The 14,636-nt window shown below is 48.8% G+C and carries 11 protein-coding genes; all 11 read right to left on the bottom strand.

The features are described 5' to 3' along the window. Window positions 1–21: 21 nt before the first annotated feature. The 11 genes from ACTNEN_RS11595 to pyrB all read right to left on the bottom strand — a co-directional run bounded on the left by ACTNEN_RS11595 (window position 22) and on the right by pyrB (window position 14,623). Window positions 22–2,475, bottom strand: coding sequence for a glycogen/starch/alpha-glucan phosphorylase (locus ACTNEN_RS11595; protein WP_441206651.1), 2,454 nt, complete (start codon window positions 2,473–2,475; stop codon window positions 22–24). 15 nt (window positions 2,476–2,490) lie between these two features. Then, window positions 2,491–5,745, bottom strand: a complete 3,255-nt coding sequence (ileS, locus tag ACTNEN_RS11590; RefSeq protein ID WP_441206649.1) for an isoleucine--tRNA ligase — start codon at window positions 5,743–5,745, stop codon at window positions 2,491–2,493. A gap of 167 nt (window positions 5,746–5,912) precedes the next feature. Next, entirely contained in the window at window positions 5,913–6,332 is a 420-nt protein-coding gene (locus tag ACTNEN_RS11585; protein ID WP_441206647.1) for a PTS transporter subunit EIIB, read from the bottom strand. Window positions 6,333–6,359: 27 nt separating this feature from the next. Further along, the gene (locus ACTNEN_RS11580; RefSeq protein ID WP_441206645.1) at window positions 6,360–7,271 is read right to left on the bottom strand and encodes a LysR family transcriptional regulator; all 912 of its coding nucleotides are present in this window, start codon (window positions 7,269–7,271) and stop codon (window positions 6,360–6,362) included. 12 nt (window positions 7,272–7,283) lie between these two features. Further along, complete coding sequence (locus ACTNEN_RS11575; RefSeq protein ID WP_441206644.1) at window positions 7,284–8,030, bottom strand: cell wall-binding protein; 747 nt, start codon at window positions 8,028–8,030, stop codon at window positions 7,284–7,286. A gap of 23 nt (window positions 8,031–8,053) precedes the next feature. Next, window positions 8,054–9,040: a diaminopimelate dehydrogenase gene (locus ACTNEN_RS11570; RefSeq protein ID WP_441206642.1), complete on the bottom strand. Its 987-nt coding sequence runs from the start codon at window positions 9,038–9,040 to the stop codon at window positions 8,054–8,056. 90 nt (window positions 9,041–9,130) lie between these two features. Beyond that, on the bottom strand, window positions 9,131–10,321 hold the full coding sequence (locus ACTNEN_RS11565) for an alanyl-tRNA editing protein (protein WP_441206640.1): 1,191 nt from the start codon (window positions 10,319–10,321) through the stop codon (window positions 9,131–9,133). Continuing rightward, on the bottom strand, window positions 10,318–12,144 hold the full coding sequence (locus ACTNEN_RS11560; protein ID WP_441206638.1) for an aminopeptidase P family N-terminal domain-containing protein: 1,827 nt from the start codon (window positions 12,142–12,144) through the stop codon (window positions 10,318–10,320). Before ACTNEN_RS11560 ends, ACTNEN_RS11565 begins: the two co-directional genes overlap by 4 nt. 75 nt (window positions 12,145–12,219) lie before the next feature. Next, window positions 12,220–13,035 carry a Cof-type HAD-IIB family hydrolase gene (locus ACTNEN_RS11555; protein WP_441206637.1) on the bottom strand — a complete coding sequence of 272 codons (816 nt, stop codon included), beginning with the start codon at window positions 13,033–13,035 and terminating at the stop codon, window positions 12,220–12,222. 215 nt (window positions 13,036–13,250) lie between these two features. Then, window positions 13,251–13,682 (bottom strand): aspartate carbamoyltransferase regulatory subunit, encoded by a 432-nt coding sequence (locus ACTNEN_RS11550; protein ID WP_441206636.1) that lies wholly within the window; start codon window positions 13,680–13,682, stop codon window positions 13,251–13,253. Between the two features lie 14 nt (window positions 13,683–13,696). Beyond that, on the bottom strand, window positions 13,697–14,623 hold the full coding sequence (gene pyrB / locus ACTNEN_RS11545; protein WP_441206635.1) for an aspartate carbamoyltransferase: 927 nt from the start codon (window positions 14,621–14,623) through the stop codon (window positions 13,697–13,699). Between the last annotated feature and the right edge of the window lie 13 nt (window positions 14,624–14,636).

Genomic DNA, 14,636 nt, shown 5'->3' with positions numbered 1-14,636 from the left:
TTTTATATCCGGGCCCCAGGATCAATCTTTTACCTTAATCCGGTCCAGATGCCAGATATCTCTTACATACTCCTCAATGGTACGATCTGATGAGAACTTACCAGCATTGGCAGTATTAAGTATTGCCGCCTTTGCCCACCATTTCTCATCCTGATACTTCTCATCCGCACGAAGCTTTGCCTGATGGTAGGAATCAAAATCCTTAAGGATAAAGTATCTGTCTGCACAGTCAGACTCCTTGGTATTCAACAGTGAGTTGTACAACGGGCGGAAAAGCTCCGGATTCTCCGGGCTGTAGTAACCGTTAACCAGCTGCATCAGCACTCTGCGGATCGCCTGATTGTTATTAAAGATATCCATCGGATTATACTCATGGTTATGCTCCAGAGCAATAACCTCGTCAGAGGACATGCCAAAGATAAACGCATTATCCTCACCAACCTCATGGACGATCTCCACGTTGGCGCCATCCATTGTGCCCAATGTCAGTGCGCCGTTGAGCATCAGCTTCATGTTGGAAGTACCGGACGCCTCCTTGGATGCGGTTGAAATCTGCTCGGAAATATCCGCAGCCGGGATGATAATCTCTGCATTGGATACCTTATAATCCTCAATAAACACGACCTTGATCTTGCCATTAATGGATTCATCATTGTTGATGACATCCGCAACACTATTGATCAGCTTGATGGTAAGCTTTGCTGTCTTATATCCTGCCGCTGCCTTGGCGCCAAAGATATACGTATGCGGATAGAACGGCATGTCCGGATGATCCTTAAGCTCATTGTAAACATACATGACATTAAGGATATTCATGAGCTGTCTCTTGTATTCATGGAGACGCTTTACCATGACATCAAAGATGCTGTCCACATTAACCCGGATGCCATTATGCTCCAGAATATACTTGGCAAGACGCTCTTTATTGTGACGCTTGATTGCCATGAATTCGGCCTGTGCCTTGGAATCATCAGCATAAACCTCAAGCTTCTTAAGCTTTGGCAGATCCAGGATCCATCCGTCACCGATCTTGTCTGAAATCCAGTCTGCAAGCTCCGGATTGGCATGTAAAAGCCAGCGTCTTTGTGTGATACCGTTGGTCTTATTGGAAAATCTCTCCGGAAACATCTCATAGAAGTCCTTGAGCGTTTCCTTTTTGAGAATTTCCGTATGGAGCTGTGCCACACCGTTCACCGCATGCCCGCCGACAATGGCAAGGTGCGCCATCTTAACCTGCCCATCATAGATGATCGCCATCTTGGAAATCTTGTACTCTGCGTTGTCCGGATATTTTGCACGGATCTCATCGCAGAATCTTCTGTTGATCTCCTCAACGATCTGATAGATTCTCGGCAGAAGCTTTGAAAAAAGTTCAATCGGCCATTTTTCCAGAGCCTCGGCCATGATCGTATGGTTGGTATATGCACAGGTCTTCTGTGTGATGCTCCATGCCTCATCCCAGGCAAGTCCGTAGTCATCCATCAGGACTCTCATAAGCTCAGCAACAGCAACGGTAGGATGGGTATCATTCATCTGGAATGCAACCTTCTCATAAAGGTGATGCACATCCCCGTTATGTTTCTCCACATACTCCTGTACGGCAGTCTGTACCGATGCAGAAATAAAGAAATACTGCTGACGAAGTCTCAATTCCTTACCGGCATAGTGATTATCGTTAGGGTACAGCACCTCAACAATATTGCGGGCCATATTTTCATTTTCAACCGCCTTCTGATAATTGCCCTTGTCAAACTCATCGAGACGGAAGGTATCCTTAGCCTGGGCATCCCATACCCGAAGCGTATCCACTACATGATTGCCATAGCCAACCACCGGAGTATCATACGGGATGGCGATTACTGCCTGGTAGCCCTTCTGCGCAAAGTGAAGCTTGCCGTTATCATTAACGGTTTCTACCCATCCGCCAAACCGAACTTCTTTGGACAGCTCTGCTCTCTTAAGCTCAAAGGGGTTTCCGTCTTTCAGCCAGTCATCCGGAACCTCTTTCTGATAACCATCCACGATTTCCTGCTTGAACATACCGTATTTATAACGGATACCACAGCCGCATGCCCAATACCCGAGCGTTGCAAGTGAATCCAGGAAGCAGGCAGCGAGTCTTCCGAGACCACCGTTTCCAAGTGCCCAGTCCGGCTCCTGGTCCTCCAGTACATTGAGGTTAAGACCAAGCTCCCGGATCGCCTCCCGGATTCCCTCATGCGCTGTAAGATTAATGATGTTGTTGCCGAGCGCTCTGCCCATCAGGAACTCCATGGACAGATAATACACTCTTTTGGCATCCTGCTTCTCTGCTGCTTTTTTGGTAGCCATCCAGTCATCAATGATCAGATCCTGCACTGCGACCGCAACCGCATGAAATGCTTCATTGGGATTAAGATCCTCAAGACTTCTTCTGTAAAGCTTTCTTGCATTACTCTGAACTTCGCCCTTAAAGGCTTCTTTGTCAAATTTCACAGATGCTCCTTTCTGTTACTGAACCTTCTTTACCCCAAGCGTCAGATTCTCGCCGTTGATATCCCAGGCTTTTTCATAACCCTCAGCCGTATCATACAGCACCTGATCCGCCATAACAATTGTCTTAAGCTCTGCTTCATTTTTGCGGATGAGCTCTGCTATCTTATCATTGTCCTTTACATACACAAGGATATGGTCCATAACCTCAAAGCCGGCTTCCTTACGCATAGTCTGGATCTTGGAAATAACCTCGCGGACAAAGCCTTCCTCAAGAAGCTCCGGTGTAAGATTGGTATCCAGCACAACCGTAGCGGTATTATCCTCCTCCGTGACAAATCCATCCTTCTCGGAAACATCGATCAGAAGATCGTCTTTTGTAAGTACAACCTCAGTATCACCATCCACAGTAAAACGAAGACTTCCTTCATTATCCAGTGCGTCCATTGCCGCAGAGCCGTCCATCGCATTAAGATACTGCCGGATCGCATTTAAGTGCTTGCCATACTTCGGTCCTACGGTCTTTAACTGTGGCTTAAAGGTATATGCCGTAAAGGATCTGAGATCATCCTGGAAGTGGAGCTGCTTTACATTAAGCTCATCCTCAATGATATCCGTAAAATAGCCATCCAGGACGTTTTCCGCCTTGACATACATATCTCCGATCGGCTGACGGTTCTTAACCTGTGCCGTATTTCTTGCCGCGCGACCCAGGATCACGATGTGCAGCACCTCATCCATGGACTTCTCCAGCTCCGGATCGATCATGGACGCATCTGCCACCGGATAATCGCAGAGATGTACAGATGCTTTCGCTTCAGGATCCACGGAGCATACAAGATTCCGATAGATCGACTCCGTAATAAACGGTACCAGCGGGGCTGCGAGCTTTGCGAATGTCACAAGCGCCGTATACAGCGTCATATACGCGTTGATCTTATCCTGCTCCATGCCCTTTGCCCAGAAACGCTCTCTGGAACGGCGGACATACCAGTTGGACATATCATCCACAAAATCCTGCAGTGCGTTGGCAGCTTCCGGAATCCGGAAATTAGCAAGATTATCATCCGTAAGCTTAACTACTGTATTGAGCTTGGACAAAAGCCACTTATCCATAACGGAAAGCTTATCGTATTCCAGCTTGTACCTAGTCGGATCAAAATGATCAATGTTGGCATACAGTACAAAGAACGCATAGGTGTTCCAGATGGTTGAAAGGAACTTCCTCTGACCTTCCACAACAGCCTTATCATGGAAGCGGTTTGGCAGCCATGGTGCGGAATTGGTATAGAAGAACCAGCGGATTGCATCCGCGCCGTGCTTGTTAAGCGCATCCATCGGATCTACTGCATTCCCCTTGGATTTGGACATCTTCTGTCCATTTTCATCCTGTACATGTCCAAGCACGAGTACGTTCTGGTACGGAGCCTTGTTAAACAGCAGCGTGCTTTCCGCAAGCAGAGAGTAGAACCAGCCTCTGGTCTGATCCACAGCCTCACAGATAAACTGTGCCGGGAACTGAGACTCAAACAGCTCCTTGTTTTCAAACGGATAATGATGCTGTGCATATGGCATCGCACCGGAATCAAACCAGCAGTCAATGACCTCCGGCACTCTCCTCATCATACCGCCGCAGTGAGGACATTTCAGTGTGATCTGATCTACATAAGGCTTGTGCAGCTCAATATGCTCATATCCTACATAATCAGAAGAATATCCCTCTTTACCTTCGGCTTTGAGCTTTGCAAGCACCTCATCATAATTGGTGCTCCGCTCCCTAAGCTCCTCGATCGAGCCGATTGCATCCTGCTCTCCGCAGTCCGGACATTCCCAGATATTGAGCGGTGTCCCCCAGTAACGGTTACGTGAAAGCCCCCAATCCTGCACATTTTCAATCCAGGAGCCGAAACGTCCGGTTCCAATCGTTGCGGGATACCAGTTCACGGTCTGATTATTTCTGACAAGATCATCCCTTACCGCAGTCATCTTGATAAACCAGGATTCTCTTGCATAATAGATCAGCGGAGTATTACATCTCCAGCAATGCGGATAGTCATGCTCAAACTTCGGTGCATCAAACAGGATGCCTCTCTTGTCTAGATCCTTAAGGACCTCCGGGTCACAGCTGATTGCGCCGTGCTTGATCTCCTCCTCTGTCGGCTTGCATCTCATGCCGGCAAACGGGGTGTCCTTGGTCATGCGGCCCTGCTCATCCACAAACTGAACCAGCGGAAGATTATACTTCCTGCCGATCCGGGCATCATCCTCACCAAAGGCCGGAGCGATATGTACAACGCCGGTACCATCCTCAGCAGTAACATAGCTGTCTACAGTTACAAAATGTGCCTTTTTACGCTGTTTCTCCGCAACCCTGGCGGCGCACTCGTAAATCGGCTCATATTCAATATTCTCAAGCTGGGTACCCTTATAGGTTTCCAGCACCTCATATGCCTTTTCACCATCCTTGGCGAGAGGTCCCAGCACCTTATCCAGCAGCGCACATGCCATAATATAGGTATATCCGTCACATGCCTTAACCTTGGCATATTCCAGATCCGGGTTTACGCAAAGTGCCGTATTGGATGGAAGTGTCCATGGTGTTGTGGTCCATGCCAGGAAATATACATCCTGATCCTTGACCTTAAAACGTACAATTGCCGAGCGCTCCTTAAGCGTCTTATATCCCTGCGCAACTTCGTGGGAAGACAGCGGGGTGCCGCAGCGAGGGCAATAAGGCACAACCTTGAAGCCTTTGTACAAAAGACCTTTTTTAAAGATCTCCTTCAGTGCCCACCACTCTGACTCAATATAGTCATCATGATAGGTTACATACGGATGATCCATATCCGCCCAGAAACCTACCTTGTAGGAGAAATCCTCCCACATGCTCTTATATTTCCAGACGTTCTCCTTGCACAGGTCAATAAAAGGCGCAATACCATACTTCTCAATCTGTTCCTTGCCATTGATGCCGATCTGCTTCTCCACTTCCAGCTCTACCGGAAGACCATGGGTATCCCATCCCGCCTTTCTAGGCACCATGGCACCCTTCATGGCATGGTATCTCGGAATCATATCCTTAAATGCACGAGTTTCAACGTGACCGATATGCGGCTTGCCGTTAGCGGTTGGAGGTCCGTCGTAGAAAACATAGGATGGATCTCCTTCATGCTCTTTGATAGATTCTTCAAAGATATGATGCTCTCTCCAGAACTCCTCTACCTCATTCTCGCGCTCTACAAAGTTCATATTGGTATCAACTTTTTTAAACATTAGCGCCTTATCTCCTTAAATATTGGTATGCATCCGGCAGAATCACCGGAAAACGCACAATCTGCGTTTATAGCTCATTAATTATAAAGTAGAAGCCCTAATAAATCAAGTTAGCCCGGGAAGCTTTCTGCGCTTCCCGGGCTTCTGTAAATCATTTTATACCGCTTTTACTGTTCGTTTCCATCTGCTCTAAGCCGGCTCCGGACAGCCTCCGCAACCTCCTCCGCATGAACTCCGACAATAATCTGTACCGTCGTTTTGGATGGACGCAGCACGCCTCCTACTCCCGCGGCACGAATCTTCTTTTCATCCACCTTGTCATAGTCCTTGATCGAAGTCTTAATCCTGGTGCCATCCGCGTGGACCTCTGTGACATTGTCCGTTCCGCCCAGACCTTCCAGGATCCGTGCGGCAACCTGTGCAAAATCTCTGGACTCAAGCGTTACATGGAGCTTATCCTCTTCCTTAATAACATATTTACCATCCTCGCGTTTTTTCCTCCACGCACGGTAAGATAGAAATATAGCAGCAAGAGCGATAATGATGATTGCCGCCAGCAGGATATAATTAAAATCAGCCTGATTCATATCTATTTCTGTCGATTCCTTTCCAGCTTACAGTCTCTGCTTCTCATAGGTCCTGAGAATTTCCACATACTTCTCTCCCAGCATGGAAAGAGGTATTTTTTTTCTTTTAATATACCCTATGGTCATCGTTTCCTTTGTATCCAGCGGAATGGCGGTATATCCGTTTCCGTTCAGTTCCTGACAGATAATGCCGGAACAGAGCGTATATCCGTTGAGTCCGACCATGATGTTAAGGATCGTGGCGCGGTCATCCACCTTGATATACTTCTGATAATCATAGGTGCTTAATACCTCCTCCGCAAAGTAAAAAGAGTTCCGTTCCCCCTGCTCAAAGGAACAGCACGGATAATCCTGGAGATCCTCCATGGTAATCAGCTTCTTTTTTGCAAGTGGATTGCTTTTTGCCATAAATACATAAATGTTACAGTCAAACAACGGCACAAATTCGAGGGAGCTCTCCCTCAGAATCTTGCTGATCACCTTTTCATTAAATGCATTGAGATATATGATGCCAACCTCGCTCAGCTGGTTCTGGACATTGCTGATGACCTCCATCGTCTTGGTCTCATGCACGGAAAATTCAAAGGTATTGCTGTCACCGTACTCCCGGATCAGCCGGATAAATGCCTCAACCGCAAAGGTATAATGCTGCATGGACACGGAGAACTTCTGCTTTCGTGTCGTCTTATTGAGGTACTTATCCTCCATCAGCTGATACTGCTCCGTCACCTGGCGCGCATAGCTCAAAAACTCCTCTCCCTCCGGTGTCGTAATGATGCCCCGGTTGGAACGCGTAAAAATTTCTATCCCCAGCTCCTGCTCCAGCGCTTTGATCGCCGCAGAAAGACTGGGCTGTGTGATAAACAGACGTTTTGCCGCCTCATTCATTGATCCCGCATCCGAGACCGTGATTACCTGTTTTAACTGCTGTAAAGTCATGCTGTCCTTAACTCAATGCTCCACATAGGTAATAAACCCGGCAGGATCCGTGTAAATCCTGCTGCCTGAAAGATACATATCTGATATAAGGTCCATCGGACGGATTTTTATGATGCTGTCATTGACATACTTCTCCAGGATGGCGTTTGTCTGGAAGCATCCATCTCCCGTGTATAGCTGCTCTCCGGTCTTCTTGTCATACAACGTCATCGCCTTATACGTCACAAAGTTATAGTTGTTGCGTGTATCTCTGACAATTGTCGCCGGCGAACCAAAGGTAACCGTGGCATCCGGATGCTGCTTAAGTACCTCGACATAACGAGCTGTCTTTTCATTAAGTGACTCCACCGGCTTCCCATGAATCAGCTTGGAACCATACGCATCAACCTTACTGCCATCCGGTGTCGTCGTATCTGTGAGAACTGCGCCATCTTCTCCGAGATAAAAAGCTCCGACCCATTGATTTTTTAGCATAACGCCATCTGTATTAAAGTAATACCATTTGCCGTTGACCGGCGCCCATCCTGTAATCATACGGGAGTTGACGCAGTAGTACCAGATCTCCGTATCGGCATGAATCCATCCGTTAAATGGCTCTGCCTGATAGTTTTCCGGGATCACCTCCGGGTCAATATAAAAGTACCAGCTTCCATCTGTCTGCACCCAGCGGTCCTTGGCCGTAGCCGGAACCGCCGCAATGTTTCCTATGGCGAATGCTGTCAGCATCGCTGCTATCGCTCTCTTAAAGAAAAATCTCACCCGATGTCCTCCTAAGGTTAAATTTACAGAAGTGTATGTCTCTGCTCTTCCGCAGATTTAGGATTCAGATACTTCGGTGCCACATCAAACACCGTAATGCATCCTGTCTTTCCCTCCTTGCCAAGTCTATAGACTGCTCTTGCATAAGCCGCAAGAACCGAGCCTGTAAACTCCGGATTGGAATCCAGTGTCAAACCAAACTCCACAAGCTCATGATGCTCACCGTTTAAGCCGGTATTTCCGGAACGGATCACAAAGCCGCCATGCGGAAGCTCTGCATGCTCTCTCTGCATCTCCTCCTCGGAAATAAAATGTACTGTCACGTCATAATCTGCATAGTAATTGGGCATAGTCTTGATTTCCTGCTCTACTTTTGCGGGATCAGCACCTTCCTCAAGCACTACAAAGACCTCTCTCTTATGCATCTCACGTGCTGTAAAATCCGGATGGGCTCCGGCTCTTACTCTCTCCATTGCCTCATCCACCGGAATCGTATAGGACCTGGCATCCTTTACCCCCTCAACACGGCGTGCCGCATCAGAGTGTCCCTGAGATACGCCCTTTCCCCAGAAGGTATAGTGTCTACCCTGCGGCAGCACAGACTCACTGTAGATTCTTGCAACAGAAAACAGTCCCGGATCCCAGCCTCCGGAGATCATCGCAAGATGTCCGCTCTTCGAAGCCGCCTGATCCACCGCTGCAAAATGCTCCGGAATCCTCGGGTGCGTATCAAAGCTGTCGATGACATTAAAATACTTTGCATATTCCGGTGTCTGTACCGGCAGGTCCGTTGCCGAGCCACCGCAAAGCATCAGTACATCAAGTTTTCCCTGCCACTGAAGTACATCCTCTATGCTTACCACCGGCACTTGCTCCGTATGAAGATGAATGGAAGCCGGATCTCTCCTCGTAAAAACAACCGAAAGCTCCAGATCCGGGTTCTGCCGGATGGCACTCTCTATCCCGCGTGCAAGGTTTCCATAACCAAGTAATCCTAATTTAATGCTCATATTGTCTCCTGTCAGATGCAAAAGCATCCCCATATGTGATATTTTGTACGCTGCCTGTCAGGCGCTGTTATTATAGCATAGTATCAGGGCTTATACCGCAAAGATTTCCTTAAGTGTTCTTTCAATCTTTGCCTGCTCTACCTGTACACTGCCCTGGATCATTTCCTTCTGTCCGCCGCCTCTGCCCTGAAGTGCCTGATTAAAGGCTTTTCCCCCCGGACGGACATCCACAGTTTCACTGCCGATGACATATAAAAAGCTATGATCCTCGTTCTCTCCAAAGACACCCACAACCTCCGCCGGGGTATGCCTCATGAGGTAATCGCAGCATTTGCGAAGCTCTACAGGATTCATGCCCTCCTCAAAATCACAGAGCACCCTTTCCGGATACTCACGAAGTCCATCTGCCTTGATTTGAAACAGCTTCTGGTTAAGCTCCCCGATCCGCTGATCCTTGCGGTAGTCTGCCTCCATATATTTTTTAAGTGCATCCACCGCATCACCTGCATTCACAGAAAGCATTCTGGAAAGCTCTGTAATGAGCGCATGCTTCCTCTCATAATCATGAAAGGCGTCCTGTCCTGCAACCATCTCTAGGCGGACACCTCCGCGATGGCTCATGACCGACAGGATTTTGATAAGACCGATCTCTCCTGTACGCATCACATGTGTTCCGCAGCAGGCGCAGCAATCCGCGTCCTCAATCTCAACCAGCCGGACATCCCCCGTGAGTGCCTTCTTGCTCCGGTAGTCCATCCTGGTAAGCTCCTCTGCCGAGGGCCAGAGGATACGCACCGGGCGGTCCTCATAAATAACCTGATTTGCCTCCTGCTCGATCTCCATAAGCTGCTCCCAGGTCATCGGACCATCAAAGTCAATGGTCATGACACCATCCATGCCGGCGACCTTGGTATCCATGTGGAAGCCGACATTATGATATCCAAATCTCCGATGCACAATACCGGAGACGATATGCTCTCCGCTATGATTCTGGGTATTCCGGAACCTCCGTGTCCAGTCAATCCTGCAGTGATATATCTTGCCGCTCTCCAGCGGGCGGTCCGTATACACAAGATCCGGTCCGTCCTTTTGTTCCTGTACATCCAGTACCGTGGCATCGCCAATCCAGCCATGATCCGCCGGTTGACCGCCACCCTCCGGGTAAAAGCCTGCCTGATCCAGCGTCACGGCAAAGCTCTCTCCGGATTTCACGCAGCCAAGCACTGTGGCATCAAACTCTTTCACATAGGGAGTTTGATAATATAGCGCGTTTTTATTCACTTACATACCTCCCGGGTGGCATCCTTCAGCCACTGAAGCTCCTCTCCCGCGAAGTACGGAGAGATCTTCTCATATACTGTTTTATGATACTGATTCAGAAGCTCGATATCATGGTCCTCCATAATTGAAACGTCTATACCGTCAAGATCAATCGGACACATTGTCATGAACTCAAAACAAAGGAAGGTACCATATGAATTCCGCTCGGCTTCCTTAGTCAAGGTCAGATTCTCGGTACGGATGCCGTATTTTCCTTCAATATAGATTCCCGGCTCATCCGATTGGATATTTCCGGGCTCCAGGACTCCGTTCTGCATCGGATCCTCCAGCACCCGGTAGCGGATGGAGTTCGGACGTTCATGCACATTTAACAGATATCCCACACCATGCCCTGTACCGTGGTTAAAGTTAAGTCCTTCCTTCCAGAAAACCTCCCGTGCAGCATAGTCTATAGAAACGCCGATACAGCCCTTTAAAAATCTGGCATCCCCAAGCCGGAGCATTGCCTGACATACTCTAGTAAAATGCCGACGTTCCTCCTCCGAGATCGGTCCCATGACAATGGTACGTGTGATATCGGTGGTACCCTCAAAATACTGTCCTCCGGAGTCCACCAGATACATCCCTTCTGGCAGAAGCTCCGTGTCCTGCGCAGCGCTCGGTGCATAATGCGGCAGTGCTGCATTCGCCCCGTATGCAGAAATCGTGGTAAAGCTGTTTTCCAGAAATCCGTCCTGCTCTCTCCTGAGCCTCTCAAGATACTCCGCACCGGAGATCTCCGTAAGCCGGTCCGTGCCGAGCAGCTTCCTTGCATGCTCTGTAATCCTGCCATCCTGCCCGAATGCGTGCTTCAGGAAGTACATATACCTTGTCACCGCAACGCCATCCTTGATGTGCGCCTTTTTTTCGTTGGCAATTTCCGTCTCATTTTTCACCGACTTAAGGACGGAGGTCGGAAGCGGCTTGTCAATGACCTGCATCGATGCATCAAGCGCTTCCACAAGCCGGTAATTGGTCCTTCCGGTTTCCAGAAGCATCGTACCGTCTCGAAGCTGCGCGGCAGCATCATAGACCTTGGAATATGCCTCGAGATGCACCCCCAGTCCGGTAAGATATGATCTTGTTTCCTCATCAAAATCTGCAGGATTGGCAAAAAGATAAGCATCCTTTTGTCTGAGAAGCAGATAGGAAAGGAAAACCGGATTGCATGGGATGTCATCGCCCCGGAGATTTAAGAGCCAGGCAATATCATCAAGACTTGTGATGATATGATACTCGGCGCCCTCCTCCTGCATCCTGCTGCGAATGCGGGCAAGCTTATGCTCCGCGCTCTCTCCGCTGAAGCGCTCCTCCAGAATCCAGACCCGGGAACTTGCAAGAGCCGGACGGGAGGTCCAGATAGCTCCGACAAGATCTGTGTCCAGGCACTTGCCATGCTTTTTGTCCGCGGCAGTCTGCAGGCGTTTGCCCTTACGGTCATCGACACAGCGTCCGTCAAACCCCAGAACTCCATGCTCCGGCATAAGCTCGGAAATATAGTCTTCTGCAAAAGGCACTCCCGGCTCACCCATTTTCATAAGCTCAATTCCGCTGCTGTTAAGCTCCTTTGCCGCCTGGATAAAATATCGTCCATCCGTAAACAGCGCGGCTTTATCAAGACCAATCACGAGCGTGCCCTCTCCTGTAAAACCACTGATAAAACGTACGGTCCGGAAATATTCCCCGACATACTCGCTTTGATGGAAGTCATCCATCGGGATATAACAGACATCAATGCCTGTCTGCTGCATCTTTTTTCTAAGCTCAATAAGCTCCTGTTTCATGCCTACGCTTCCTCCTTGTCTTGCTCTATATAACACCTGCCCGTGTCCTGATCCCGGCACGCAGCTATCTGCCTCTTACGAAATCAACCCGAAATATATGAGCGCATGATAGATTCCATCCTGGTCGATTGCATCCGTGACATAGTCAGCAATCTCTTTAATCTCCGGTACGGCATTACCCATAGCGATGCCACAGCTCACTGCTTCAAGCATGCTTCTGTCATTATGACTGTCTCCAAATGCATAGGTTCTCTGCCAGTCGATCCCCAGCTTTTCTGCAAGGAGGTGCAGCCCGTCCGCCTTGGAAAAGCCTTTTTCAAACACGTCTGCTCCGGTATCCTTGGAAAACATCAGCACAGAGAGCTCCGGGAATGCTCCGGCAAGCTCATCCGCTCCTGCCTTGTCACCGCAGTAGGCAAGTGCACGCACGGGAAGCTCCAGGAGTTTTTCCGGAGCGTCAAAATTTCTCTCACTGCTGCCCCAGTAGTCCATATCATGCTTTACCACCTGATCCGGCCAGGTAAAATAATCCACTTCATCAATCTGCATCCCTACGGCAAGACCATGTCCCTCGCAGAACTCCAGCACCCGCTTAAGAAGCCCGACATCCATCCGGTGATCCTGCAGGACCTCCGTACCATACTCCACACGTGTGCCATTCATATGCACTAACGCATCCGGCTTAACTTGATTTAGATACTCCACGCTATATGGGGCATGCATATTTCTGCCGGAGGCGATAACCGTAAGATAATGCTTTTCCTGAAGCTTACGTATGGCATCTAATGCCGATGGAGTGATCTGCCAGGTCTTATGGTCCAGTAGTGTATGATCCAGATCAAATGCCACGAGTCCTTGATATGTTTTATGATAATTACAATCCTCTGTCATATTTCCCTCACAACAATGTGAACTTAATTTTACCGGTCGCCGGAAACAATGTCAATTGCCGGCCCTGTAGTCACTAAAAACGATATTGAACACGGTATTGTAACAAGCGATGCAAAGCAGAGTATTTAAAATGCAAAGCATTGTCAAAAAGCATATCAAAAAGAGCCACAGGGCAGCTTCCTCCCCATGGCTCCTGGCTTCTAACTTACAAAGCTTTAATTCAACTCTTCTTTTTTTACAATGGTGTCACAGTAAGCGCAGCGGTACAAAGCCTTGCTGCGGTCCACAATCTTAAAAATCTGCGGCAGCTCCTGCTCAGTAGAAGTAATGCAGCGCGGATTTTTACATGCCAGCACATTGGTCAGCGTTTCCGGAAGCTGCAGACTTTTTTTAGCTACACGCTGTCCGTTTTTGATATAGTTCACGGTAATGCCCGGATCAATGTAGCCAAGTACATCCAGATCCAGGTCCAGATCCTCGGAAATCTTTACGATATCCTTTCTGCCCATCTTATGCGAGGTGCAGTTCTGTATCAACGCGACCTGCGAGCTCAGGCGGTCCAGATGCAGATATTTGTAAACCAGCATTGCTTTGCCTGCACTGATATGATCCAGTACGATTCCATTTTCGATTCCATCAACATTCATGCTGCATCCCCCCCTTACTGATCCAGTCCCAGCAGGTACAGGATCAAAGCCATACGCATCTGCTTGCCGCAAAGTGTCTGATAAAAATACTTTGCTCTCGGATCCTGATCAACTGCCACGGAAATCTCATTGACTCTCGGCAGTGGATGCAGGATTGCCATATCCGCCTTGGCGCTCTTAAGCTTGTCCGGAGTGAGAATGTAAATGTCCTTGAGTCTTACGTAATCCTCCTCGTTAAAGAAGCGCTCCTTCTGTACACGGGTCATGTACAGGATGTCAAGCTTCGGAATGGCCTCCTCCAGGGAACGGGTCTCCTCAAATTCCGCACCGGCATCATGCAGCTTATCAATTTCATACTCCGGAAGCCTCAGTTCTTCAGGTGAAATTAAAATATAGCGGTTATCTGGATACCTGAGCATTGCGTCAATCAGACTGTGTACCGTCCGTCCAAATTTCAGGTCGCCGCAGAGTCCGATCGTAAGTCCGCTAAGCCTCTGTTTTGTTCTCCGTATGGTGAGCAGATCCGCAAGCGTCTGCGTCGGATGAAAATGTCCGCCATCACCGGCATTGATAAACGGTACCGTTGTGTGCATCGCGGCAACCACCGGCGCGCCCTCCTTCGGGTGACGCATAGCGATAATGTCCACATAATTGGACATCACGGAAATGGTATCTGCAACCGACTCGCCTTTGGACGCACTGGAGCTGGATGCCCCGGCAAAGCCCAGCGTCTGTCCTCCAAGTGCCAGCATGGCAGACTCAAAGGAGAGTCTCGTACGGGTAGACGGTTCATAAAACAATGTTGCAAGCTGCTTGTGTGCGCAGCGGTCCTGATATTTCTCCGGATTTCTCTCTATGTCATCCGCAAGTGTAAAAAGATGCTCCAGCTCCTCTACAGAGAGATCCAGGATATTGATAATACTTCTTGCTTTACCTTTCATTTCCAGCCGTTCC

Origin of the sequence: Oribacterium sp. HCP28S3_H8, from assembly GCF_052064775.1 — a bacterium.
Taxonomy (GTDB): Bacteria; Bacillota; Clostridia; order Lachnospirales; family Lachnospiraceae; genus Oribacterium.
The sequence above is the reverse complement of the archived record's forward strand: the minus strand, read 5'-3'. Positions and strand labels throughout refer to the sequence as shown.

What these genes read in the sequence shown, in the direction of transcription:
- ileS (WP_441206649.1), bottom strand. Translation starts at nt 5,745, where the DNA reads ATGTTTAAAAAAGTTGATACCAATATGAACTTTGTAGAGCGCGAGAAT.
- ACTNEN_RS11585 (WP_441206647.1), bottom strand. Translation starts at nt 6,332, where the DNA reads ATGAATCAGGCTGATTTTAATTATATCCTGCTGGCGGCAATCATCATT.
- ACTNEN_RS11580 (WP_441206645.1), bottom strand. Translation starts at nt 7,271, where the DNA reads ATGACTTTACAGCAGTTAAAACAGGTAATCACGGTCTCGGATGCGGGA.
- ACTNEN_RS11570 (WP_441206642.1), bottom strand. Translation starts at nt 9,040, where the DNA reads ATGAGCATTAAATTAGGATTACTTGGTTATGGAAACCTTGCACGCGGG.
- ACTNEN_RS11560 (WP_441206638.1), bottom strand. Translation starts at nt 12,144, where the DNA reads ATGAAACAGGAGCTTATTGAGCTTAGAAAAAAGATGCAGCAGACAGGC.
- ACTNEN_RS11555 (WP_441206637.1), bottom strand. Translation starts at nt 13,035, where the DNA reads ATGACAGAGGATTGTAATTATCATAAAACATATCAAGGACTCGTGGCA.
- ACTNEN_RS11550 (WP_441206636.1), bottom strand. Translation starts at nt 13,682, where the DNA reads ATGAATGTTGATGGAATCGAAAATGGAATCGTACTGGATCATATCAGT.
- pyrB (WP_441206635.1), bottom strand. Translation starts at nt 14,623, where the DNA reads ATGAAAGGTAAAGCAAGAAGTATTATCAATATCCTGGATCTCTCTGTA.